This is a genomic window from Sphingobacterium kitahiroshimense (assembly GCF_025961315.1).
GTDB lineage: Bacteria > Bacteroidota > Bacteroidia > Sphingobacteriales > Sphingobacteriaceae > Sphingobacterium > Sphingobacterium anhuiense.
Genome location: NZ_JAOQNK010000001.1, coordinates 2,062,612 through 2,089,071, shown reverse-complemented (window position 1 = coordinate 2,089,071; position 26,460 = coordinate 2,062,612). Strand labels below are relative to the sequence as shown.

The 26,460-nt window shown below is 36.5% G+C and carries 19 protein-coding genes and 1 pseudogene; 16 read left to right on the top strand and 4 right to left on the bottom strand.

Going from position 1 to position 26,460, the window contains the following annotated elements; translation table 11 throughout:
• Positions 1-2: 2 nt before the first annotated feature.
• The 8 genes and pseudogenes from kdpF to M2265_RS27005 all read left to right on the top strand — a co-directional run bounded on the left by kdpF (position 3) and on the right by M2265_RS27005 (position 10,890).
• Positions 3-80, top strand: coding sequence for a K(+)-transporting ATPase subunit F (gene kdpF, locus M2265_RS27010; RefSeq protein WP_084825336.1), 78 nt, complete (start codon positions 3-5; stop codon positions 78-80).
• A gap of 39 nt (positions 81-119) precedes the next feature.
• The gene (kdpA, locus tag M2265_RS09480; protein ID WP_132771818.1) at positions 120-1,808 is read left to right on the top strand and encodes a potassium-transporting ATPase subunit KdpA; all 1,689 of its coding nucleotides are present in this window, start codon (positions 120-122) and stop codon (positions 1,806-1,808) included.
• Positions 1,809-1,886: 78 nt separating this feature from the next.
• Entirely contained in the window at positions 1,887-3,896 is a 2,010-nt protein-coding gene (gene kdpB / locus M2265_RS09475) for a potassium-transporting ATPase subunit KdpB (protein ID WP_132771817.1), read from the top strand.
• A 13-nt stretch (positions 3,897-3,909) separates the two neighbouring features.
• On the top strand, positions 3,910-4,476 hold the full coding sequence (locus M2265_RS09470) for a K(+)-transporting ATPase subunit C (protein WP_031289228.1): 567 nt from the start codon (positions 3,910-3,912) through the stop codon (positions 4,474-4,476).
• 196 nt (positions 4,477-4,672) lie between these two features.
• Positions 4,673-5,761 carry a porin gene (locus tag M2265_RS09465; protein WP_132771816.1) on the top strand — a complete coding sequence of 363 codons (1,089 nt, stop codon included), beginning with the start codon at positions 4,673-4,675 and terminating at the stop codon, positions 5,759-5,761.
• A gap of 77 nt (positions 5,762-5,838) precedes the next feature.
• Positions 5,839-6,960: a sensor protein KdpD gene (locus tag M2265_RS09460; RefSeq protein WP_132771815.1), complete on the top strand. Its 1,122-nt coding sequence runs from the start codon at positions 5,839-5,841 to the stop codon at positions 6,958-6,960.
• Positions 6,960-8,708, top strand: a complete 1,749-nt coding sequence (locus M2265_RS09455) for an ATP-binding protein (RefSeq protein ID WP_132771814.1) — start codon at positions 6,960-6,962, stop codon at positions 8,706-8,708. Before M2265_RS09460 ends, M2265_RS09455 begins: the two co-directional genes overlap by 1 nt.
• An 809-nt stretch (positions 8,709-9,517) precedes the next feature.
• Positions 9,518-10,890 (top strand): annotated as a pseudogene (locus M2265_RS27005) (IS3 family transposase).
• A 71-nt stretch (positions 10,891-10,961) separates the two neighbouring features.
• On the opposite strand, the gene M2265_RS09440 reads toward M2265_RS27005, so the two are convergent.
• Entirely contained in the window at positions 10,962-12,167 is a 1,206-nt protein-coding gene (locus tag M2265_RS09440; protein ID WP_237682694.1) for a pyridoxal phosphate-dependent aminotransferase, read from the bottom strand.
• Positions 12,168-12,506: 339 nt separating this feature from the next.
• Here M2265_RS09440 and M2265_RS09435 point away from each other — a divergent pair, with 339 nt between their 5' ends.
• The 4 genes from M2265_RS09435 to M2265_RS09420 all read left to right on the top strand — a co-directional run bounded on the left by M2265_RS09435 (position 12,507) and on the right by M2265_RS09420 (position 16,834).
• Positions 12,507-13,484 carry a cation diffusion facilitator family transporter gene (locus M2265_RS09435; RefSeq protein ID WP_132773763.1) on the top strand — a complete coding sequence of 326 codons (978 nt, stop codon included), beginning with the start codon at positions 12,507-12,509 and terminating at the stop codon, positions 13,482-13,484.
• Positions 13,485-13,588: 104 nt separating this feature from the next.
• The gene (gene lepA / locus M2265_RS09430; RefSeq protein WP_021191530.1) at positions 13,589-15,379 is read left to right on the top strand and encodes a translation elongation factor 4; all 1,791 of its coding nucleotides are present in this window, start codon (positions 13,589-13,591) and stop codon (positions 15,377-15,379) included.
• 28 nt (positions 15,380-15,407) lie between these two features.
• Entirely contained in the window at positions 15,408-16,295 is an 888-nt protein-coding gene (locus tag M2265_RS09425) for a bifunctional 5,10-methylenetetrahydrofolate dehydrogenase/5,10-methenyltetrahydrofolate cyclohydrolase (RefSeq protein ID WP_132773762.1), read from the top strand.
• 50 nt (positions 16,296-16,345) lie between these two features.
• On the top strand, positions 16,346-16,834 hold the full coding sequence (locus tag M2265_RS09420; RefSeq protein WP_021191528.1) for a hypothetical protein: 489 nt from the start codon (positions 16,346-16,348) through the stop codon (positions 16,832-16,834).
• A 69-nt stretch (positions 16,835-16,903) separates the two neighbouring features.
• Here M2265_RS09420 and hisD read toward each other — a convergent pair whose 3' ends face one another.
• Positions 16,904-18,193, bottom strand: a complete 1,290-nt coding sequence (hisD, locus tag M2265_RS09415) for a histidinol dehydrogenase (protein ID WP_021191527.1) — start codon at positions 18,191-18,193, stop codon at positions 16,904-16,906.
• 35 nt (positions 18,194-18,228) lie between these two features.
• The gene (gene hisG / locus M2265_RS09410; protein WP_021191526.1) at positions 18,229-19,080 is read right to left on the bottom strand and encodes an ATP phosphoribosyltransferase; all 852 of its coding nucleotides are present in this window, start codon (positions 19,078-19,080) and stop codon (positions 18,229-18,231) included.
• A 478-nt stretch (positions 19,081-19,558) separates the two neighbouring features.
• Here hisG and M2265_RS09405 point away from each other — a divergent pair, with 478 nt between their 5' ends.
• The 3 genes from M2265_RS09405 (at position 19,559) to M2265_RS09395 (ending at position 23,374) form a co-directional block, all read left to right on the top strand.
• Positions 19,559-20,848 carry a Gfo/Idh/MocA family protein gene (locus M2265_RS09405; RefSeq protein WP_021191525.1) on the top strand — a complete coding sequence of 430 codons (1,290 nt, stop codon included), beginning with the start codon at positions 19,559-19,561 and terminating at the stop codon, positions 20,846-20,848.
• A 2-nt stretch (positions 20,849-20,850) separates the two neighbouring features.
• Complete coding sequence (locus M2265_RS09400) at positions 20,851-21,924, top strand: Gfo/Idh/MocA family oxidoreductase (RefSeq protein ID WP_021191524.1); 1,074 nt, start codon at positions 20,851-20,853, stop codon at positions 21,922-21,924.
• 199 nt (positions 21,925-22,123) lie between these two features.
• A complete protein-coding gene (locus tag M2265_RS09395; protein ID WP_132773760.1) occupies positions 22,124-23,374 on the top strand; it encodes a hypothetical protein in 1,251 nt (416 codons plus the stop codon).
• 77 nt (positions 23,375-23,451) lie between these two features.
• Here the strand turns inward: M2265_RS09395 and M2265_RS09390 are convergent, their stop codons facing one another.
• The gene (locus M2265_RS09390) at positions 23,452-24,075 is read right to left on the bottom strand and encodes a 7-carboxy-7-deazaguanine synthase QueE (protein ID WP_021191521.1); all 624 of its coding nucleotides are present in this window, start codon (positions 24,073-24,075) and stop codon (positions 23,452-23,454) included.
• 448 nt (positions 24,076-24,523) lie between these two features.
• Between M2265_RS09390 and thrS the strand changes: the two genes are divergently transcribed.
• Positions 24,524-26,449: a threonine--tRNA ligase gene (thrS, locus tag M2265_RS09385; RefSeq protein WP_132773759.1), complete on the top strand. Its 1,926-nt coding sequence runs from the start codon at positions 24,524-24,526 to the stop codon at positions 26,447-26,449.
• The last annotated feature ends 11 nt before the right edge of the window (positions 26,450-26,460 follow it).

The window sequence follows — 26,460 nt, the reverse complement described above, 5'->3', positions numbered from 1 at the left end:
CGATGATAGCATTACTCATAGTAGCAGTAGGCGTGTTTGCATACATCGTGTATGTATTACTAAAGCCCGAGCAGTTTTAACAATCAAACTGTGAATGAAATAATATTTAAAATTTAATTATGAATACAGAAATAATAGCCATAATCGTCATGTTTCTTGGTACGATCGCTTTAGCAATTCCTTTAGGGAAATATATTGCGAAAGTATTTGCTGGAAATAAGACAATCTTTGATCCCGTTTTCAATCCGATTGAAAGATTATTTTATAAACTAACAGGTATAAACCCAAAAGTTGAAATGAGTTGGAAGCAGCATATGGTTGCGATGCTCACTATCAATATGATTTGGTTTCTGGTGGGAATGCTGGTACTGATGATGCAAGGAAGATTACCTTTAAATCCAGATCAAAATCCAAGCATGACAGCAGATTTGGCATTCAACACGGTAATCTCTTTTGTTGTGAACTGTAATTTACAACATTACTCTGGTGAAACTGGGGTGAGTTATTTGGGACAATATTGGTTGATGTTTTTACAGTTTGTCAGTGCAGGTACAGGTATGGCTGCAGTAGTAACTCTTTTTAGAGCTTTTAGAGATAAAACAGCTACAGATTTAGGTAATTTTTATGAATATTTTATAAAATCCTGTACACGAATTCTGCTTCCATTATCCTTTATTGTAGCTATTATACTTGCTTTTCAAGGAACACCCATGACGTTTGAGGGTAAGGATACGATTGTAAGTCTGCAAGGTGATACCGTTGAAGTATCGCGAGGACCTGCCGCAGCGTTTGTTGCAATCAAACATATTGGAACAAATGGTGGTGGTTTTTTTGGAACCAATTCAGCTCACCCTTTTGAAAATCCGACCTATTTAAGCAATATGATCGAAATGGCCGCGCAGATGATCGTACCATTTGCCATGATATTTGCTTTCGGCTATTTTATTAAGAGGAGAAAATTGTCCTGGATGATGTTTGCCGTGATGACTGTAGGATTTTTGATGTTGGCAATTCCCAATATCAAGATGGAAATGGATGGTAACCCTGCTTTAACGAGTTTGGGAATTGATCAGTCATTAGGTGCAATGGAAGGAAAAGAAATCCGAATTGGAGCAGCAACATCTGGGTTCTGGAGTATTGTGACAACAGTGATTTCAACTGGATCTGTCAATTCCATGCACGATAGTTCAATGCCACTTTCCGGAATGAATGAATTATTAGCAATGATGATAAATAGTTTTTATGGAGGTGCAGGAGTTGGTATCCTTAACTTTTTCATCTTCATTATTCTTGCTGTATTTATCAGTGGCCTGATGGTGGGGCGCACACCCGAGTTTTTAGGAAAAAAAATAGAAGCTAGAGAAATGAAGATTGCGATGATTATTGCATTGATTCACCCATTTCTAATCTTAATCAGTGCAGGTTTAGCAACCGCATTTCCCGGACAAGGTGCATCAACACTAAACAATCCTGGTTTTCATGGTTTCAGTGAGATCTTATATGAATATACATCTTCATCGGCAAATAATGGAAGTGGATTCGAAGGTTTAGGTGATAATACACCTTGGTGGAATATCAGCACTGGTATCGTTTTGATCTTATCACGCTTCTTGCCGATTATCGGACCAGTAGCAATTGCAGGTTTGTTGGCTAAGAAAAAATTCATTCCTGAGGGCGAGGGAACTTTACAGACAGATACAGCAACTTTTGGGATTTTGGTATTTACAGTAATCATTATTGTAGCTGCATTATCATTTTTCCCAGCATTAGCGTTAGGTCCTATTGCTGAATATTTTTCTATGCGTTAATCTCATTTGAATAGTAACGGATCGCTGGGTAATGTATACAGACACGATCATTTACTTCATCAATATAAATAATTAAAAATGAATAAGAATCAATCATTATTTCAGAGTGATATGTTATTGCAGGCTTGCAAACAGTCTTTCGTGAAATTGAACCCCAAACTGATGTTTCGTAATCCCGTAATGTTTACGGTAGAGATCGGAACTTTTGTGATGCTAGTAGTCAGTTTATGGATATTGTCAGGAGAATCATCACAAGGTAGTTTTGGTTATAACTTCACCATATTTTTGATTTTATTGCTTACTCTGTTGTTTGCCAATTTTGCGGAAGCGATTGCTGAAGCTAGAGGAAAAGCACAAGCAGACAGTTTACGTAAAACAAGAGAGGAAACCCCTGCAAAATTAGCAAATGGAAGTATGATTTCTTCTTCACAACTTGTGAAAGGTGATATCTTTATATGTGAAGCAGGTGATATCATTCCTTCTGATGGAGAGATTGTTGCGGGCTTGGCAACGATAGACGAAAGCGCGATCACTGGAGAGTCGGCTCCTGTCATACGTGAAGCTGGAGGGGATAAAAGTAGTGTAACAGGCGGAACAAAAGTATTGTCCGATAAGATACAGGTAAAAGTAACTACCGAACCAGGTGAAAGTTTTTTAGATAAAATGATCGCTTTGGTAGAAGGAGCAAGTCGTCAAAAAACACCAAATGAAATTGCATTGACCATTCTTTTAGCAGGTTTTACCTTGGTATTCATTATTGTTACTGTGACTTTAAAACCTTTTGCAGATTATGCCAATGCGCCCATCACAATTGCAGCTTTTATTTCACTATTTATCTGCTTAATACCCACTACGATTGGCGGATTATTATCCGCAATTGGTATCGCAGGAATGGATAGAGCGTTGCGGGCAAATGTCATTACTAAAAGCGGAAAAGCAGTAGAGACGGCTGGAGATATTGATGTCCTATTATTGGATAAAACTGGTACCATTACCATTGGTAACCGTAAAGCAACACATTTTTACCCAACGAAGGGCATAGCCGAAGAGCAACTGATTAAAGCTGCTGTATTAAGTTCAATGAGTGATGAAACTCCTGAAGGAAAATCAATCATTGAGTTGGCTGGTGTTAATCCGTTGGCATATCCAATCAATGCACCCGTTTTTATCAAATTCACGGCAGAGACAAGAAGTTCAGGGATCGATTTTGATCAGACTCGTATTCGTAAAGGTGCGACTGATGCGATCCGTAATATCGTTACGCAGGCCGGAAATGTATTTCCAGTAGATATAACCGATCAGGTTACTGAAATTTCTCAAAATGGAGGTACACCCTTAGTTGTTTGTGAAAACGAAATTGCTTTAGGCGTCATTGAATTGCAGGACGTTATTAAACCAGGGATTCAAGAGCGGTTCGAACGTTTACGGAAAATGGGTATCAAAACAGTTATGGTAACCGGCGATAATCCATTGACGGCAAAATATATTGCCGAAAAGGCCGGAGTCGATGATTTTATTGCTGAGGCTAAGCCAGAGGATAAGATGAACTACATCAAAATGGAACAAGCTAATGGCCGTCTGGTTGCCATGATGGGAGATGGTACAAATGATGCTCCAGCACTGGCTCAGGCAGATGTTGGTGTTGCAATGAATAGTGGGACGCAAGCTGCTAAGGAAGCAGGCAACATGGTTGATTTGGATAATGATCCGACGAAATTGATCGAAGTTGTGGAGATCGGTAAACAATTATTGATGACTCGTGGCACACTTACTACTTTTAGTATTGCAAACGATGTGGCGAAATATTTTGCGATTATTCCTGCTTTATTCATTACGGCTATTCCAGCTTTGCAAGGATTAAATATTATGCAATTACATAGTCCAGAGAGTGCCATCTTATCTGCCGTGATATTCAATGCCCTAATTATTCCATTTTTAATTCCATTGGCTTTGAAAGGGGTGGCCTATAAACCCATAGGTGCAAGTGCACTGTTACGGCGTAATCTGCTCATTTTTGGAGTAGGGGGTATTTTGGTGCCATTTGTAGGCATCAAATTGATTGATCTTATTGTATCCTTATTTATTTAAAAAAAACGAAATCATGAAAAAGCATATTTTACCAGCTATAAAGCTGACTTTTATCCTAATTGTTTTTTTTGCAGTCATCTATCCTTTTGCTGTATGGGCCATTGCTCAAGCAGCTCCAAATGAAGGTAAAGGTGAAATCATTACTTTTAAAGGTAGGACTTATTACAGCAATATTGGTCAGGCCTTTACAAATGATCACTATTTCTGGTCCCGTCCTTCTGCGGCTGGCTATAATGCAGCAGGATCTGCGGGAAGTAACAAAGGCCCTTCAAACCCGTCATATCTGGCAGAGGTAAAAGGTAGGATAGATACATTTTTGGTGCATAATCCCGCTATTACAAAAGCACAAATACCTGCTGATCTTATTACTGCAAGTGCGAGTGGCTTAGATCCTCACTTTTCAGTACAGGCAGCTCAGGTTCAGGTGAAACGTATTGCTAAGATCCGAAATATTGCAGAAGCAGACTTAATGACATTAATTCATGAGCATACCGAAAAACCATTAATCGGACTATTTGGTCCTGCGAAAATAAATGTATTAAAGTTGAATATTGCATTAGACCAATTATCTGCAAAATAATTTAATATGAAATATCCATGTCATACACATTCGAATAAATGTAATTCTGTCAAGAGTGATGTGTACGCAGTCTGGATATTTCATAGCATCCTTATACAATCAATTAACAAATGTGAAATCAAGCTGTAAAATCATCTGCTATGGATGTTAAGCATGATATACACGAATGCTCTATCAACAAAATGATAAAATTAAGATGAAAAAATATATCATCAGTTCCCTATTGTTATTAGGAACTATCCATATTTTGCAAGCACAAGAAAACGTTGAGATCAAAAATCCGTTAACGATTAGTGGCTATGTTGAAGTATACAGTCAGTACGATTTTTCTAACCCTAAAAATAATTCCCGACCAGGATATGTATACAGTCATCATCGTAATAATGAGGTTAATTTAAATCTTGGAATGATTAAATTAAATTATGAATCTGATAGAATCAGGACTAACCTGGCATTGGCGGCTGGTACTTATATGAATGCAAATTATGCTGCTGAACCAGTAACGTTGAAAAATATCTACGAAGCAAATGTCGGTATCAAGATTTCAGAAAAGCATAATTTATGGATTGATGCTGGTGTTTTGCCATCTCATATTGGATTTGAAAGCGCCATTAGTAAGGATTGCTATACCCTGACACGTAGTATAGGAGCGGATAACTCTCCTTATTTTGAAACAGGAGCTAAGATATCGTATACGACCGATGACGGTAAATGGATGATGAGCGGATTAGTTTTAAATGGCTGGCAAAGAATTCAGCGGATTGACGGAAACAGTACCCCCGCTTTTGGGCATCAGTTAACGTATAGGCCCACGGATAAAATAACTTTAAACAGCAGTTCGTTTATTGGTAATGATAAAGCCGATTCTGTTCGTCAGATGCGGTATTTTCATAATTTTTATGGACAGTTCCAACTGCATGATAAATTTACGGTTATAACAGGGTTTGATATTGGTGCTGAACAAAAAGAAAAAGGAAGCAGTCATTATAACACATGGTTTACTCCAGTTTTGATCGCTTCCTATAAACCTCATGATGATTTTGCTATAGCTTTACGAGGTGAATATTATCAAGATAAGAAAGGGATAATTATTAATACCGGAACTACAAATGGTTTTCAAACATTTGGTTATTCCTTTTCAGTAGATTATGTGGTTTTCTCAAATTTAGTATGGCGAACAGAGTTAAAGAGACTACAGAGTAAAGATGCTATTTTTGCTGATCGAAATGATTCTTTGGAAAAAGATAATATGATTGGAATTACTTCTTTGGCATTACGTTTTTAATCAAATTATTATTTCTCTTGTTGTTTTATACTGGTTTATAAAATAACAAGAGAGCTAATAACATGATCTACACTTATATGGAAGAAAGAAAAGATGCGGAACATTTCTTAGGGCTGATAAAAAAATCTAGGAAAGGAAAATTTAAACTGTATATCGGTATGAGCGCTGGTGTAGGGAAGACTTATCGTATGCTACAAGAGGCACATATGCTTCTACATAGTGGGGTAGATATTAAAATAGGTTATATTGAAACTCATAATAGAAAAGAAACACATGCATTATTGGATGGTATTCCGTTGATAACCAGACGTAAACTTTTTTATAAGGGAAAAGAGCTTGAAGAATTGGATGTTCAGGCGGTTATTAACATACATCCTGAAATTGTCATAATTGATGAACTTGCTCATAGTAATATTGAAGGAAGTGTCAATGCTAAGCGTTGGCAGGATGTTGTCGATATATTGGATGCAGGTATCAGTGTGATCAGCGCAGTCAATATTCAGCACATTGAAAGTCTGCATGATGAGATTAAGAATATAACAGGTGTTGATGTACAGGAACGTATACCCGATAGTGTGCTGGGATTGGCCGATGAGGTCGTTAATATTGATTTAACAGCTGAAGAGTTGATAAATAGATTGAAAGATGGTAAAATTTATGATGCTGCTAAGATAGAAATGGCATTAGCAAATTTTTTTAATAGTGATCATATTTTGCAATTACGTGAACTGGCTTTAAAAGAAGTTGCTTCACAGGTGCAAAGGAAAGTTGAGACGGAGGTTATTCATCATAAATATATGAAGAAGGAGCAATTTCTAGCTTGTGTAAGTTCAAATGAGAAGACTGCTACGATCGTAATTCGTAAGACTGCAAGGTTAGCAAACTATTATAATAGTAAATGGTTTGTTCTCTATGTACAAACGCCTAAAGAAAGTGTTTCTAAAATAGCGCTGGATAAACAGCGACATTTGATTAATAATTTTAAATTAGCAACAGAATTGGGCGCCGAGATTATAAAGGTTAATCATAGCAAGATCGCTACAGCCATTATTGAGCAATGTGAAGCAAAACAGATAACGACAGTTTGTATAGGTAAGCCACATTTGGGATTAATCAAAATCATTTGGGCAACAAATACTTTTAATAAACTTCTGACGAAGCTTTCAAACGAAAAAATTGATCTTATAATTCTTTCATAATGCGTATAAAGACAAAATTAACTTTTGGTGTTGGGTCACTTTTTCTGATGATTGTACTATTGGTTGTGGTAAGTGGCTGGTATGTCAATCAGTTGAAAAGGGATACCAATAATATTCTCGTTGCCAATTATAATACTTTGCAATATGCCCGCAATATGCTGTTGGCATTGGAAGAATATGATGTTGATCCAGTAGCGTTACATGATTTTAAGGAAAATCTAGAGAAACAAAAGCATAATGTTACTGAAATCGGAGAGGTGCAGGCTACAAAGATGGTCGAAAAACATTTCTATCAGTTTACTGAAAATAAAGCGGATGTTACGCTGCTTTCCAAAATAAGAAAAGACATTACTGAATTGATGCGTCTCAATATGGAAGCCATAGAACGTAAAAGTGATATTGCTTCTGTAACTGCAGAAAAAGCCATTGCTGTCATTTCCATTACCGGAACATTGTGTTTTCTGATTGCTTTTGTTCTGATCGTTAACCTGCCATCAAATATTGCAAATCCTATTAAAGAATTGACAGAAAGCATTAAGCAGATTGCAAATGAAAACTATAAAAAACGAATACATTATGATAAACGTAATGAATTTGGAGAGCTTGCAAATTCTTTTAATACAATGGCTGAAAAACTAGAAGAATATGCCGAAAGTAAATTGGATAAAATATTAAAAGGGAAAAAACGAATAGATACTCTTATTAATAACATGCATGATCCTGTAATTGGGATTGATGAACAGAAGGTGGTATTATTCGCGAATGAAGAAGCTTTGAAAATTTCTGGTTTACAAAATGAACAGCTAATTGGAAAGCAAATACAGGATGTAGCGGTGACAAATGATCTGATACGTGATTTTATCAAAGATATTTTTCAGGATCAGAAACAACGAGAAGCTACTCTTCTTAAGATTTATGCAAATGGTAAAGAAAGTTATTTTGAGAAGGAAATTGTCGATATCAATATTGTACCGACGGGAGAATTAGATTCTCAATTTATAGGACAGGTCATCATGTTGCGTAATATTACCCAGTTTAAAGAAATGGATTTCGCTAAAACGAATTTTATAGCAACCATATCGCATGAACTTAAAACACCGATTGCCTCCATAAAGATGGGGTTACAACTTTTAGAAAATAAACAAATTGGTGTACTCAATGAAGATCAAAATAATCTTGTTCAAAGTATCCGCGAGGATACCGGGAGGTTGTTGAAAATTACAGGTGAGCTTTTGAATATGACGCAGGTTGAAAGTGGGACCATTCAGTTAAATGTAGCACCGACCAATGTGAGCGAACTCATAGAATATGCTATACGGGCAACAAAAGCGATGGCAGAACAAAAACATATAGAATTGCAATTGCAAATGGAAAATAACCTACCAGATGTGCTCGCTGATAATGAAAAAACAGCCTGGGTATTGACCAACTTACTTTCAAATGCAGTACGTTATTCCTATGAAAATGCTATCATTGGGATCTCTATTGGATCTAGTGAGGATAAAGTGAAATTTGCAATTAAAGATGCTGGACAAGGTATAGAAGATCGGTATAAGGATAAAATATTTGAACGGTATTTTCGAATTCCGGGAACAAAAAAAGAAGGTACAGGTTTGGGTTTAAGTATCAGTAAAGAGTTTATCGAAGCACAGGGGGGGACTATAACTGTTGATAGTGAATATGGTTCAGGAAGTACTTTTTCTTTTACATTGAATCGTATTGATACCAATAATTTTAAAAAAAACTAGTGTCTGTAGCAAGACTTGAGATTGAGAAAATCTAATATGTTTTTCATTCCATAATTTTCGCTTTGAGATTTGGAGTGGCCACAATAGGGTAAAGGTTCCTGTGTGCTTGGTAGTTGTAACAAGTGGTGTTGCGCATTCATTTTGCTTAAAGGTATGATAGCAATGCGCGATGGCGCATTGATTTATCACTCTGGTCAATGTATATACCAACTTAGCCGTTTGTCTTCGCGTTTTTGGTAAACCATTTTGCGTTGCAGCGGTGTAGTAATTCGCCATGTCCAATTGATTCATCACGCTGGCCAATGTATATTGAAATTTGGCCGTCTGTTTTTATTCTTACGGTAGTTCATTTTACGCTATTGCTTATTATTAACTCTGCATGGCTTATAGGTATTGCTACGTAACATGCTTTTAGAGAAATATTATTTTACTATTAAGTTAATTTAGTTTACTGGCGAGTAAAATTCTGATATTATTTAGCCTCTTGTTTAAATTAAAAAAGCTTCTCGTACAGAATAGATGCACTTAGGGAAAGTCTGATTTTTAGTTGAATTTATTGAACATCATATTGGGGAGCTTATTTTGTATTCGGAATTGACGTAAAACCCATACGACAGCTTTGATATGCCGTATGCCGAAATAAAATTAGCAGAAGGATTTATGAATACGGCATACCGCGACAAGATAAATCATATCCGTTCCCTTGCCATGTTACGTAGAAAATTGGGCTAATCTGAGTATATAACAAAAGAAGAGGCTGTCTTTATGCAGTGCCCCCAAAAAGTTAGACACTTTCTGGGGGCATTTTTATGAATAAGAAAAACAAGCACAGTTTTGAATTTAAGTTGAGCTGTGTTAGACAAATGGATGAGCATTATCGTTCTGCAAAGTCTTTGGGAGAAGAATTCGGGATTACGTATTCTTTGTTTGAGACCTGGTACAGAATATATAAGTATCAGGGGGAATCGGGGCTACTTCCCAGGAAAGGGAAAAGACACTTTAGTGCTTCTTTTAAGCTTTCTGTCCTTACCGCAATCCGAGAAGAAAGTTTATCTTTGAAAGAAGCCCGTGTACGCTTTGACCTTTCCTCGGATGCCCATATCATTGAATGGCAGAAAAGGCTGGACAAGTTCGGTCCAGAAGGATTGGAGGCACGGCCAAAAGGAAGACCCCTGATGACAAAGAAAGCAAATCCGCAGATCAAGCGAAAAGTTAGAAAAACGAATAAAGCGCTCACGCGTGAAGAGGAACTTTTGCAGGAGAATGAGTATTTACGTGCAGAAAATGCCCTGCTAAAAAAGCTCAGCGCCTTAGCTCAAGCCGAAAACAAGCGAAAGCCATAATGGAGCTAAGGCATCAATTTGATCTTGATATCCTGCTGAGTTGCGTTAAGATGGCAAGAAATACTTTCTATTATCATTCCAAGAAGGAGGGACAAGCAGATAAATACGAACAGGTCAAAGCGCAAATCAACAAAGTTTACCATGTACATAAGGGCCGCTTTGGCTATCGCCGCATTACCCTGCAGCTCAAACGGGATGGAGTGGATATCAATCATAAGACCATTCTTAGATTAATGAGGGAAATGGGTTTGAAGAGTCTGATCAGGATAAAGAAATACAGGTCATACCGGGGTGAACCGGGCAAGATCGCCCCCAATATCCTCAACAGGAAATTCCAGGCTGAGGGGCCTTTGCAAAAATGGGCCACGGATATTACTGAGTTCAAAGTCAAGGAAAAAAAGCTGTATCTCTCCCCAATAATTGATCTGTTCAATCAGGAAGTTATAAGTTATGAAATTACTGACAGGCCGGCCTTTAAAGGGGTAATGGACATGCTCAAAAAGGCACTGCCCAAAGCAAGGGGGGCATCACAACTGCTTTTACATTCAGATCAGGGTTGTTGGCAATACCAAATGCCTAAATATCAACAGTGGCTCAAAGAAAACGGAATCACTCAAAGCATGTCCAGAAAAGGAAATTGCCTTGATAATGCCGTAATTGAAAATTTCTTCGGAATTTTAAAATCAGAACTGTTTTATCTAAAACAATACGAATCAACAGAGAAGTTAAAAAGCGAAATAGAAGATTATATCTCCTATTACAATAATCAACGGATAAAACTAAATTTAAATGGAATGAGCCCGACAGAATATCGAGCTCATTATTACAAATCTAATTAACTAAATTTGTCCAATATTTTGGGGGCAGTCCATTAAAGACAGCCTCTTCTTTTTATGTGGACTATAAAAGTTTATGCTAATTTGCCTAATGCTTCTTTGATACGTCTTAAAGCTTCTACTAAGCTTTCATCAGATGCAGCATATGACAGACGGATGTATTTGTCATTTCCAAATGAATCACCACCAACTGTTGCGACATGACCTACATTTAATAGGTATAGAGCTAAGTCAGATGAATTGTTGATTACATTTCCATTCTCATCTTTTTTTCCAAAGAAAGAACTGATTTCTGGGAAGAAATAGAAAGCGCCTTCAGGTAAGTTTGTTTTAACTCCTGGAATTGCGGATAATAGATCATAAACCAGTTGACGACGACGAGCAAATGCTTCTTTCATTTTATTTACGGATGCTAATCCTTGTTCATAAGCAACGATTCCTGCACGTTGTGATATCGAACATGTTCCCGATGTCGTTTGTCCTTGTAATTTGTCATTTGCGGCAGCGATCTCTTTATTACAAGCAATATAACCTAATCTCCATCCGGTCATTGCAAATGCTTTGGAGAAACCGTTAATGATAATCACACGGTCTTTAATGCTATCAAATTGAGCGATAGATTCATGTTTGTCTACAAAATTGATATGTTCATAGATTTCATCTGATAAGATAAATACCTGTGGATGTTTTTCAAATACTTTTGCCAAAGCAGCTAACTCATCTTTACTATACACCGTACCTGTAGGGTTATTTGGTGATGAGAACATGAACAATTTAGTTTTAGGCGTGATAGCAGCCTCAAGTTGCTCAGGAGTTATTTTAAAGTTATTATCGATTTCAGTATTGATAAAAACCGATTTTCCTTCAGCTAAAACAACCATTTCTGAATAAGAAACCCAGTATGGGGTGGGTATTACAACTTCATCACCAGGATTAACAAGTGTTAAAATAACATTTGATAAAGACTGTTTTGCACCTGTAGAAACTACGATTTGAGAGATGTCATAATCAAGATTATTTTCAATCTTCAATTTATTCACAATAGCCTGACGTAATTCTGGGTATCCCGGAACTGGCGAGTAACGTGTCCAATTTTCGTCTAAAGCTACCTTAGCAGCTTCTTTAACGTGGTCAGGAGTATTGAAATCTGGTTCGCCAACACTTAAGCTGATAACATTAACGCCTTTTGCGGCTAATTCGCGACCAAGCTTAGTCATTTTAAGCGTAGCCGACTCGGATAAATTGTTTATCCTATCTGATAAATATGATTGTGTGCTCATGGTAAGACAAAGATATTATTTAGAATGCAAATAATACTTTAATTTCTTGAAAAAAGACAAACGATTGCTTCTTTTTTGCTGAAAATATGTAAAATTATTAAGATTTTGATTGCTTTGGAGTAACACTTATTCTAATCTTTCATTTCGTATATTTCCGATGTTACCATCTCAGAAATTTACTATAAATTTTATAATGATAATTCTGCTTAGCATTGATCACCATTTCATTTGTTAGTCCGTATAAACGTAAAAGAGTATGCTAAAAGATTAGTAGTTTCAAACTAAAAAGGAAATCGTAGCGTTATATGACTACCTTTGTCGCGAAAATAAAGTAATATTATGTCTAAGCAAAAAAGATTAGTTCTGCTATCCCTTTTGACAGGGCTGGGATTGATGATCATCAAATTTGTCGCGTATTTCCTTACTGCTTCCAATGCTATTTTCACCGATGCTGCGGAAAGTATTGTCAATGTCATTGCCTCAAGTTTTGCTTTCTATAGTATTTATTTAGCCGCTCAACCTAAAGATAACAATCATCCGTATGGCCATGGAAAAGTTGAATTCTTTTCTGTTTTCTTGGAAGGGGGACTTATTTTTATAGCCGGATCAATCATATTAGTAAAAGGATTTTATAATATCTTTTTCCCATCTACATTATCAAATTTGGAAGAAGGGATCGGTTTAGTTTCTGTTACGGCCCTGATTAATTTTATAATTGGATTCTACATCATGAAAAGAGGGCGAGCATTGGGTTCTCTTACATTGGAAGCCGACGGTAAACATCTACAAGTTGATGCCTATAGTACAATAGGCCTAGTAGTCGGTCTTATTCTTATGAAATTAACAGGCTTAAAGTGGATCGATATTGCTATTTCTTTTGTCTTGGGCACTTTTATTTTATATAATGGGTATAAATTGTTACGTCAGTCAGTGGGTGGACTTATGGATGAGTCAGATGTAGATCTTGTAAAAGAAGTCGTTCAAGTTTTGCAGGAAAACCGTCATACAGATTGGATTGATATACACAATCTGCGTGTCCAACGATATGGCAATGAATTGCATGTAGATTGTCACTTGACACTTCCGAATTATTATTCTTTAATTAAAGTACACGATGAAATCTCGATTTTAGATAAAATAGTTAATACCAAAATGTCTGTTGAAACCGAGTTTTTTATTCACGCAGATCCATGCCTCCCTGAATGTTGCAGCTACTGTCAGGTAAAAGACTGTCCGATAAGATCGCAAGAGTTTACAGTTGAGATTGAATGGCAAGTCGAAAACGTCACAGCAAATCGAAAACATTTTTTATCTTAATCGATAAATCATGAAATTATGTGCATAAATAGGGGAGAGCTTAGCCTAAATGTCTGTCAAAAAAAGTATCTTTGCTTTTTAGAAACGATTTTTAAAAATCCTATATGAAGCACATACGTAATTTCTGTATCATCGCACACATTGATCACGGTAAAAGTACATTAGCCGATCGATTATTGGAGTACACTAACACCATTACACAACGTGAAGCGCAGGCACAATTACTAGATAATATGGATTTGGAACGTGAACGTGGTATTACCATAAAGAGTCACGCGATCCAGATGAACTATATACAAGACGGTCAAGAGTATATTTTAAATTTAATTGATACTCCTGGACACGTCGATTTTTCTTATGAAGTATCACGTTCCATTGCTGCCTGTGAAGGAGCCTTGTTAATTGTAGATGCTTCTCAAGGTATACAAGCACAAACAATCTCGAATCTTTATTTAGCATTAGAACATGATTTAGAGATTATTCCAATTTTAAATAAGATGGATCTTCCTGGTGCTATGCCAGAGGAAGTGAAAGACCAGATCATTGATTTAATTGGTGGTAACCGTGAAGATATTATTCCAGCATCTGGTAAAACAGGTCTTGGTATCCCTGATATCTTAAGAGCCATTGTAGCGCGGGTTCCTGCACCACTAGGTGATCCAACAGCTCCTTTACAGGCTTTGATTTTCGATTCAGTTTATAACTCTTTCCGTGGTATCATGGCCTATTTCAAAGTTGAAAATGGTGAGATCCGTAAAGGTGATAAAGTGAAATTTGTTGCTACAGGAAAGGAATATTCTGCGGATGAGATCGGAACTTTGAAATTAAATCAAGTTGCTAAAGATGTCGTTAGAACAGGTGATGTTGGATACATCATCTCCGGGATTAAGGAAGCACGTGAAGTAAAAGTTGGCGATACGATCACTCATAAGGAAAGACCTTGTGATGGTGCTATTCAAGGATTTGAAGAAGTAAAACCAATGGTTTTTGCCGGAATATATCCTGTTGATACAGAAGATTACGAAGAGTTACGTGAATCTATGCACCGTTTGCAATTGAATGACGCATCTTTAGTGTTTGAACCAGAGTCTTCAGCAGCGCTAGGTTTTGGATTCCGTTGTGGATTCTTAGGAATGCTTCATATGGAGATTATCCAAGAGCGTCTTGAGCGTGAGTTTGATATGACTGTTATCACAACTGTTCCCAACGTATCTTACAAAGCGTATTTAACAAAAGATAATGAAGAAGTTCAGGTTCATAACCCATCCGATTTACCAGATCCGAGTAAATTAGATGCTATTGAGGAACCTTATATTAAAGCAAATATCATTACTAAATCTGATTTCGTAGGACCGATTATGTCTTTATGTATCCAAAAACGTGGTGCAATCATTAATCAGTCATATTTAACTTCAGACCGTGTTGAATTGGTATTTGAGATGCCAATGGGTGAAATTGTATTTGATTTTTATGATAAGTTAAAAACGATTTCCAAGGGCTATGCTTCTTTTGATTATACACAGATAGGTTACCGTCAATCGGATTTGGTCCGTTTGGATATCCGTTTAAATGATGAACCTGTAGATGCATTGTCATCTCTGATTCACAGAAGTAATGCATATGACTTTGGTAAGAAAATTTGTGAAAAATTAAAAGAATTACTACCTCGCCAACAGTTTGAAATTCGTATCCAAGCATCTATTGGAATGAAAATTATTGCCCGTGAGACAATTTCTGCTTTACGTAAAGATGTAACAGCAAAATGTTATGGCGGTGATATTTCTCGTAAGCGTAAGCTTTTGGAAAAGCAGAAAAAAGGTAAAAAACGAATGCGTCAAGTAGGTAACGTTGAAATACCGCAATCGGCATTTATGGCTGTACTGAAATTAGATTAGAAACTTAAAAAATCCTATTCCTATAAAAATGAATTTATTAGACGGTAAACTCGTATCAGCTAAAATCAAAGAAGATATCAAAAAAGATACAGCTGATTTTACAGCGCAAGCTGGACGTAAACCTCATTTAGTGGCTATCCTAGTTGGAAACGACGGAGGTAGTGAAACTTATGTGGCGAGTAAAATGCGTAATTGTGAATTGGTAGGTTTTGAATCTACTAATATTCGTTACGATGTTGATGTGACTGAAGAACAATTGATCGCGAAAATTCAAGAAATAAATGCGGATGCAAATATTGACGGTTTGATCGTGCAGTTACCACTTCCAAAGCATATCGATCCCGATAAAATAACTGAAGCAATAGATTACCGAAAAGATGTAGATGGTTTTCATCCCATCAATTTGGGCAGAATGCAACGAAATCTTCCTTGCTTTATCCCAGCAACACCTTATGGTATTATGTTGATGCTGGATCATTATAAAATTGAAACTGCAGGTAAACATGCAGTGGTGGTAGGTAGAAGTAATATCGTTGGTTCACCAATGAGTATTCTTTTAGCACGAAACTCTAATCCAGGTAACTGCACAGTTACCTTAACACATAGTCGTACAAAAGACCTTAAAACAGAAGTTTTACGTGCGGATATTATTGTTGCTGCAATTGGGAAGAAAAACTTTGTTACTGCAGATATGGTGAAGGATGGCGCAGTTGTAATTGATGTAGGTATTAATAGAGAAGACTCAACAGAAACAAAATCTGGCTTTAAATTATATGGAGATGTAGATTTTGAGCAAGTCGCTCCTAAAGCTTCATGGATAACTCCTGTACCTGGAGGAGTGGGCTTGATGACGATTGTAGGATTACTTAAGAATACACTAGAAGCGGCAAAAGGCACAATTTATCCTAAAGCATAATTGGCATAAATATTGTTTGGTTAAATCTGTTAACCAAAAAAATATACGAAATGAAAAAAGTTGCATTTTTAGCATTATTCGCAGGAGTTTCATTAACTTTTGCGGCTTGTAATAACACGCCAAAAGAAGATAAAAATAGTGATGGAGAAGTCACAGTCGGAGAAAAGTTAGATAATTCTCTTGATAGTTTAGATAAACATGCAGACGTTGCTGCAGCTGATGCGAAAGCTAAATATGAGCAAGCTCAAAAAGATCTAGATGCTGCAATAGCAAAAGGAGATAAGAAAGCTGAAGAAGCTGCACGTAAAACGGTAGATGAGACAAAAACTGCTTGGGAAAAAATTACTGCAGGTACTGCTAAAGTAGCGGGAGATGTTGAAGAAGGCGTTAAGGATGCCGCCCATGCAACTGGTCATGCTATCGATAAAGCTGCTGACGCAACAGCTAAAGCTGGAAAATCTGCAGTTGAAGGTACTAAAGATGCAGCTAAAGCTGTAGGTGACAAAGCCAAAAAAGTTGGTGAAGCATTGAAAAACTAAATCGAAATAAGATTTTAATAAAAAAGCCTTTCAGAAATTCTGAAAGGCTTTTCTTTTGATTTGAAATTTTTAATTTTCCTTTCGAATGGTAACAGCATTCTTATGTGCATGAAGTCCCTCTAATTCTGCTAAGATCTCCACAGTAGAACCAATATTAAGTAGTCCTTCCGGACTTATATGTTGGAAAGTAATCTTTTTTACAAATGAATCTACAGATACACCTGAATAGGATCTTGCATATCCTGATGTGGGTAAAGTATGGTTTGTTCCAGAAGCATAATCTCCCGCACTTTCAGGCGTTAAGTGTCCTAAAAAGACAGAACCTGCATTTAAAATAAGACGAACAAGACGTTCCCATTGATCGGTTTCTAGGATCAGATGTTCTGGTGCATAATAATTACTAAACGCCAGTGCCTCATTTAAATCAGTTGCTAACACCGCATAGGAGTTCTCGATTGCTTTGCTTGCTAATTCAAAACGGGGTAAAATAGCAAGTTGCTTTTCTAATTCAAGATTTACAGCTTCAATAATATCTTTGGAAGTTGCTACCAGTACAGCCTGACTGTCCGCACCATGTTCAGCTTGAGCTAATAGATCTGCAGCTACATAAGCAGGTGTGGCAGTTTCATCAGCAATTACTAAAACTTCAGATGGACCAGCAGGCATGTCGATACTTACATTGGCCATACCTTGAACAATGCTTTTTGCTTTTGTCACAAATTGATTGCCAGGTCCAAATATTTTATCAACTTTAGGGATCGTTTCCGATCCAAAAGCCATTGCCGCTATAGCTTGAGCACCACCGACAAGGTAAATGCGTTCGATTTTTAATAATTTGAGACAATAGGCTACGAAACCGTTTATTTTTCCACTTTTTTGGGGAGGAGAACAAACGATGATTTCTTTACATCCCGCAATTCGCGCCGGTACACCTAACATTAATAGTGTACTTGGTAGAACAGCGGAGCCTCCCGGTATATAAAGACCGACTTTTTCAATAGGACGGTTCTCCCGCCAGCATTTTACACCTATCGTGGTCTCTACAACTCGCTCACGCTTTACTTGTGAAGAGTGGAATTTATGAATATTCTGGAACGCAATTTCTAAAGCCCTTTGTTGTTCGCGATTAATCGTTGATGCCAGTGCGTCAATATCGTTAGCATCAAGGTAAAGTTTTTCTAATTCAACTTTGTCAAATTGTTGTGCATAGCTAATCAAAGCTTTATCACCATTTTGACGAACTTCTTGTATAATATCTAAGACAGTATCTTGGATAGCATGCGAAGGATCAGTATTACGCGTTGTTAATTCCTGTAATTCAATGGGATTTAACTGAGCATATTCAAAAGTTTTAAGCATGATGAATTTTATTTTAAGCGCAGTGCGCTTATTAACTACATAATAATTTTTTCGATCGGCATGACCACAATTCCTTGGGCACCTGCAGACTTTAGCTTGTTGATCTTACCCCAGAAATCATCTTCTGAAATAACGGTATGAACGGCAACCCAACCTTCTTCTGCTAAAGGAACAACAGTCGGTGATTTTACACCATGTAAAAGACCTGTTATAGTAGGTAAATTAACTTTCTCAACATTCAGAACAACGTACTTAGTTTCTTTTGCCATTAACACCGACTGGATTCGCTGTAAAAGTTCTGCTAAGATTTCGTTATCCTCCAATCCTGGACGACCGATAAGAATTGCTTCAGACTTACGGACATCGGCAAACTGTTTTAATCCATTATTTTTAAGGGTTCCGCCCGTAGAGACAATATCACATATAGCGTCACTCAACCCTAAGCCAGGTGCAATTTCAACAGATCCTGATATCATCTGAATATCTGCCTCGATGCGGTATTCATCTAAAAATTTCTTTAAAATAACAGGATAAGAAGTTGCAATAGATTTTCCATTAAGATCTCTTAAATCTTTAATATCACTATCTTTTTGAACAGCTAGTTTTAAAGTACATTTTCCAAAACCGAGACGTTGTAGATAATTAACTTCAGATTCAGTTTCATCAATGACATTTTCACCAACTATTCCGAGATCAGCAATTCCTTGCTCTACATATCCTGGAATATCATCATCACGAAGGAAAAGAATTTCAAGAGGGAAATTGGAAACGGTTGTTATTAAAGAACTTTTATAATTTTCGAAGTCGAGACCACAGTTTTTAAGTAATTGAACTGATTTTTCGTTTAATCTACCCGATTTTTGGATAGCAATTTTAAGATTTTTCAAAGCTTTATAATGTTAGCTGTAAATTATTAATAAATAGAAATCAAACACAAGGGAAAAAATGCTTCACGTAGAAACACACTTATTACATATCGCCGCAATGGCGATGATGCATATGAAAGTGATGTCCGTGAGCAAAAATCATGTTTGTATTAATAATGTGTCAAAAATAGTATTTTGTTAATAGAAATCAAATTTAAATAGCTATTAATTGATAAAAATAAAATAGAGATAGCGTAAATATGACATTTCTGCATTGAAATTAAACATTTTTCACCTTACTAAAATATTTAATATGCGATAGAAATTACGTTAGAGTATGCTTCAAGCTTCTTTTTGCGTGATGTTGTTATGATGCACAACATTATTACATTTGGAAGCTATTTATACTTTTTTAGTATAAAATTTAATATTAATTTTAAATTCTCGATGTCTGTAAGAAGAATAGGGACTTGTACAATCGAAAATAATAAGCTAAAATATGAATTTAGAAAATCTAAATCGCCGTTCTTTTCTAAAGAAAACAAATACCGTAGTTCTGGGGACTGCTCTGGCTGCATCAAGCCTTAATTTGTATGCAAACAGTGCTCCAAAGAAAATTAAGATCGGACTTGTAGGCTGTGGCGGTAGGGGGACAGGGGCCGCTTCTCAAGCATTGCGCGCAGATCCAAATGTCGTCATTACCGCTGTTGCAGATATCTTCCAAGATCAAGTAGACCTATGTTTAGATTCATTAAGACAGATATCAAATGATCAAGTAAAGGTCGATAGCAAAAACATCTTTTTAGGATTTTTAGGATTTCAAAAATTGATGAATACCGATGTGGATGTGGTTTTACTTTGTTCTCCACCAAACTTTAGACCAGATCATTTGGAAGAGGCCGTCAAAAAAGGAAAGCACATCTTTTGCGAAAAACCTGTTGCAGTAGATATTCCAAACTTGAAAAGAGTTTTTGAAAGCGTAAAGATTGCTAAAGAAAAGAATCTCTGTTTGGTAAGTGGTTTCTGTTTTCGGTATGCAACACCAAACCGTGAAATCTTTCAAAGGATAAAACAAGGTGATATTGGTGATATACAATCTGTTTCTACTTTTAGATTTGGAGGAGAGTTAAGTCATAAGGAAAGACAGGCCGGTTGGTCAGATTTAGAGTATCAGTTACGTAATTGGTTCTATTTCCAAAGATATTCTGGCGATCTAATTGTCGAGCAAGCTATACATAGTGTTGATATGATGTCTTGGGCATTAGGAGATATTGTTCCTAAGACTATTATTGCAACTGGAGGAAGACAGTCCCGAGAGTTGGATAAATTCGGCAACGTTTATGATCATATGTCTATTGAATTTGATTATGGAAATGGATTAAAGGCCTTTCATTCTTGTCGTCAACAAAATGGAACTGATTCCCGAAATTCAGTGGACGTCATAGGAAAGAACGGTCGTGCAAACTTAAATATTCCTTCAAACTTCGAGATTTATGGTGACAAAGCGTGGAAGTTTACTGGACGGAACAATAATATGTATCAAACCCAGCATGATGAACTTTTCGCAGCCATCCGTGATAAAAAAGTGATTAACGATGGACCACACCTTGCGAATAGTACCCTACTTGCAATTTGGTCTCGAACGGCCGCTTATACGGGGAAAGCGATTACGTATGATCAGATTATGCAATCGACAGAAGTTTTAGGCCCTACTTCATTAGAATATGATTGGAAAATGCAAGCTGATAATCGCGGGATTCCTCAGCCGGGAAAAACACCATTTGTTTAGGTATGGACGTAGGAATTAAGATATTAGTAGTCGGGTGTGGTAACATGGGAGCCTCTCATGCCCGCGCCTATCATGACTTACCGGGTTTTGAAATTGTTGGGCTGGTATCCAGGGGAGAAAGTAAAAGTAGATTGAATAAATCGCTTCAGGCAGCTTATCCTGAATTTGATGATTTTGAAGAGGCGTTACTGCAAACAAAACCAAATGCAGTCTGTATTTCAACCTATCCCGATACGCATGAAAATTATGCAATCAGATCTTTTGAGGCAGGAGCACATGTTTTTCTTGAAAAACCTTTAGCAGATACAGTACTAGGCGCTCAAAATGTTATCGATGCAGCAATAAAGTATAATAAAAAATTGGTGGTAGGATATATTTTACGATATCACCCTTCATGGAAAAAGTTTATCGCAATTAGCCGTAAGATGGGAACACCTTTGGTCATGCGTATGAATCTCAATCAGCAGAGTCATGGTTATATGTGGGATGTACACCGCAATTTAATGAATAGTTTAAGTCCAATAGTAGATTGTGGTGTTCATTATATTGATGTGATGTGTCAAATGACAGACGCTAAGCCTGTTCGAGTTTCCGCTATCGGAGCTCGATTGACAAATGATATACCCGAAACGAATTATAATTATGGACAGCTTCAGTTACATTTTGATGATGGTTCTGTAGGATGGTATGAAGCAGGATGGGGACCTATGGTCAGTCAAACTGCTTTTTTTGTTAAAGATGTGTTTGGCCCTAAAGGGGCGGTATCTATTGTGCCAAATCATGCTGTCAGAGAAGGAGTGTCGGATTCGGTGGAAGCACATACCAAAACAGAATCAATTCGTGTACATCATGCTGATATTGATGTAAATAATGAATTTTTAAAAGCGGATGAATGGATTCATTTAGAAGACGAACCTACACATCAAGATCTTTGTAACAGAGAACAGTTGTTTTTTCAAAAAGCAATTGTAGAGGATTTGGATTTAAAGAAGCAATCGGAAGATGCTTTGAATAGTTTACGTATTGCTTTTGCATGTGACCAAGCTGTGAAAACCAAAAGTATAATAACGTTGTAAAGAACTTTTAATAGAGAAATAATGGTTTTAGGTATGTTATTTTGTAATAAGGCAATTAGCAGAACAGCATATGTAAACCATCGTTCACTATTTTATTTAAAACAATAAAATGTGGAGAAATAAAGTAAATTAATTTTAATTGTGAAAGATAGATCGTTTTGGTCTATCTTTTGTTGTTTAGGAGCTATATTTGTAATGTATGAAAAAATTGGTTCATGTTGTATTTCTTACTATACTGTTATCCCATTCTGCTACAGCTCAGGATAACCTATGGCAGATGAAATTGAGTTTTAAAGGACAGATCGCTGTGGAAGAATTAGAAAAGTCTGTGCCTGAATTTGCGTTAGATTTCTATGAGCCATTTTTAAAAGGAGGAACCACTGCTCAAGAGGTTACGATTTTTACCTCACCTACGAAGATTAAATCAGTTGATAATCTAGGGCACGTTCTGATTGCAGATCGAACTAAAAAACAGGAATATTCATTTACAAAAGGTGATGATCTACTTTCACAGGATGTGCTGTCTTCAGATTATCCCTTATTGAAGAATCCGACTGATCCAAAAGATGCTTATCTTATCTTGGAAAACGGGTCCGAAAAAGAAACCATCAACGGTGTTTCCTGTATAAAAGCATTGTTGAAAGTTGTGGACCCTTATTTAGGTGAAGTTGCAATGACAATTTGGTATGCTCCGGATCTACCGAGTTATTATCTAAGTAGTTTGCCCTTTTTGATTAATGTACCAGGAGCAGTTCTGAAATTAAATGATCAGGTGCATAATTCTTTAGGTTTTGAAGTCTCAGCTTTGACTAAGCTAAGTGACTTAAAGGAATTTGAATTACCTCATGAGGTTAAAATTGTTAAGCTTTCAGAAAATGAAGGTAGTAACTTGGATGATGCAAGTGTTTTTCAAGATGCATTTGAACTTAAAGCACCTTTAAAATGGTTTTCACAGCAGAATGCCGCATATGGTGATGAACATTTGTTTGGGGTTAAAAAAGCGGATGGAACAATTGTGGAGCCTGCAAATTTTTATTCAATCGATGTATTGAATAAACAAAGAGCAATAGTTTCTGATAGTAGTAGTTTGTTTTGGATTATTGATGATGAAGCAAAAAAAATAAATCATGTAGGTTTTGAAGTGCTTTATGCTGTTAATGATGAGAACATGGTGTATGCAATAGAAGATCGATATGGTATCATTAATGCTTCAGGAGTGTCACTTATTGGAGGTTTAAGCAATATCAGCAACTTTGTAGGATCATATTTGCTATTTTCTGAAAACAATAAGCAAGGTTTATTGGATTTTAATGGGAAGATTGTTCTGAAACCTACTTTAGATTTTATTGATACTGATGAGCAAGGTAATATTCTGGTTAAGGATTTGAAGATTAGTTCCGAAGTACAACAATATTCACTTCCAGATTTTCATGAGAAGTACTTGAAATAGAGTCGAAAAAATATTCATTCAAAAATAAAGGCGATCATTGATCGCCTTTATGCTTTATTATTAATCCCAAATTTAGATTAAGGGATGTTCAAATATTTATGTGTCTGAAGTGAGATATTCCATTTAGGATTATCTTTGACATGATCAATGATCAGTGGGGTCATTTCAGGATATTTGGACCATTCAGGTTGCAAATATAATTTACAGTCGTTGTTTACTAATTTAGAATGTTCTTCAGCCCATTCAAAATCACTTTTATTAAAAACAATGACTTTTAATTCACCGGCAGCTTCTAAAACATCTTTTCTTGGAGCTTTAAATTTCTTTGGAGAAAGACAGATCCAATCCCATTCGCCACTTAGTGGATAGGCACCAGATGTCTCTATAAAAGTTTGAATTCCAGCTGCGTGAAGACCTCTTGTTAAGTAATCCAAATTGTAGATTAAAGGTTCTCCTCCAGTGATGACAACTGTCTTTGCAGGATATTTTTTTGCATTTTCAATAATCTGATCAGCAGAAGTAAGCGGGTGTAAAGTGGCATCCCAGCTTTCTTTAACATCACACCAGTGACACCCCACATCACATCCTCCCAATCGAATAAAATATGCAGCTTTTCCTGTGTGAAATCCCTCTCCCTGAATTGTATAGAACTCTTCCATCAACGGAAGTAAAGTGCCGTCTTCTGGAACTTGATGTGACATAGTAATGAATTTAAGATTGCAAAAATAATAAAAAAGATTGTGATATCGGGATTGTTTTCAATTCATTACTTTTAGATTAGATAGTCAAATTACTTGACGATCTTATTTGTCGCAGACAGGATTCTATATATCTCCATGTTTATCATTAACGAATTTTTATCATAAACTGTTAGTTCAGCATTTTTATGATGAATATTCCTATGTTACGTTTGCATTATGTTGTGCTATCTTCCAATTGAAGGGTAGAACTAAAATGTGTCGATCAATGATGGGAGTGCAATAAAGACTTAAAAGTGCAATTATGGATTATTTTCAGTATATTTGATGGATAATAGGTCTAGGAATAGATTTAATTTATTAAGCCTTATTGATAATTAACAATTTAGTATGTTGTGTATCTGTAAGGTATTGTTTTATAAATAATTACTAAAAATAATCATATTTGTTGATGATTAAAATTACATTACCTGATGGTTCCGTTCGTGAGTACGAAAAAGGAACATCAGCTGCTCAAGTAGCATTGTCAATCTCGGAAGGTTTAGCTAGAAATGTGTTAGCCGCCGAAGTGAATGGAGAGATTTGGGACTCATCTCGTCCTATTGAAGAAGATTCTGCAGTAAAGTTGTTGACCTGGAATGATACAAATGGTAAATCTACCTTTTGGCATTCTTCTGCGCATCTATTAGCAGAGGCATTAGAAGATCTTTACCCAGGTATCAAGTTTGGTATAGGTCCCGCTATTGAGACGGGTTTCTATTATGACGTTGATTTTGGAGATCGTGAATTCTCATCTGATGATTTTAAGCAGATTGAAGATAAGATGCTAGAACTAGCAAAACGTAAAGAAATTTTCGAACGTAAAGCTGTTTCTAAAGCTGATGCTATTGCATATTTTACTGAAAAAGGAGACGAATATAAATTAGATCTGATTAAAGATCTGGAAGATGGAAAGATTACATTCTATACACAGGGAGAATTTACCGATCTATGTCGTGGACCACATATTCCTAATACGGGATTTATCAAAGCGATCAAATTAACAAATGTTGCCGGTGCATACTGGAGAGGTGATGAGTCTCGTAAACAATTGACTCGTATTTATGGGGTAACGTTTCCAAAAGCTTCTGAATTAACAGAATATTTGAAGTTCATTGAAGAAGCAAAAAAGCGTGATCATCGTAAATTAGGTAAGGAATTAGAGTTGTTTGCTTTTTCAGAGAAAGTAGGAGCAGGATTACCATTGTGGTTGCCGAAAGGAGCAGCTTTGCGTCAAAAATTACAAGATTTTTTACAAAGAGCTCAGTTAAAATCAGGTTATGAACCTGTGATGACACCTCATATCGGTAATAAACAATTGTACGTAACTTCTGGGCACTATGATAAATATGGCGAAGATTCATTCCAGCCGATAAGAACTCCAGTTGAAGACGAAGAGTTTTTCTTGAAGCCGATGAACTGTCCACATCACTGTGAGATTTATAAAACAAAGCCACGCTCTTATAAAGATCTTCCTGTACGTTTTGCAGAATTTGGTACGGTTTACCGCTACGAGCAATCTGGAGAATTACATGGTTTGACACGTGTAAGAGGGTTTACACAAGATGATGCACATTTATTCTGTCGCCCAGATCAGGTGAAGGAAGAATTTAAAAAAGTGATTGACTTGGTGTTGTATGTTTTTAAAGCATTAGGTTTTGAAGAGTATACTGCACAGATTTCATTAAGAGATCCAGAAAATCGCACCAAATATATTGGTACCGATGAAAATTGGGCTCTTGCAGAAAGTGCAATTATCGAGGCCGCTGCAGAAAAAGAATTATCGACTGTCGTCGAATATGGCGAGGCAGCTTTCTATGGACCTAAATTGGATTTCATGGTGAAGGATGCTTTGGGACGTAGATGGCAGCTAGGTACTATTCAAGTGGATTATAATTTACCTGAGCGCTTCGAACTGGAGTATACAGGTTCTGATAATGCAAAGCATAGACCAGTGATGATTCATAGAGCACCATTTGGTTCTATGGAGCGTTTTATTGCTGTATTGATCGAACACTGTGCTGGAGAATTTCCATTATGGCTTGCCCCAGAACAATTTATCGTCTTACCAGTGTCAGAAAAATATGAAGAATATGCGAAAAACCTTTTAGAATCGCTAAATAATTCCGATATTCGCGGACTGATAGACTTGCGTGATGAAAAAGTGGGTCGCAAAATCAGAGATGCAGAGGTGAAAAAACTGCCTTATATGTTGATTGTAGGGGAGAAAGAGGCTGAGAGTGGCACGATTTCTGTGCGTAAACATGGTTCAGTAGACATGGGATCCATGACTGCTGACGAATTTAGAGAAGTATTAATTAAAGAAATAACCGTTTAAATATTTAAACA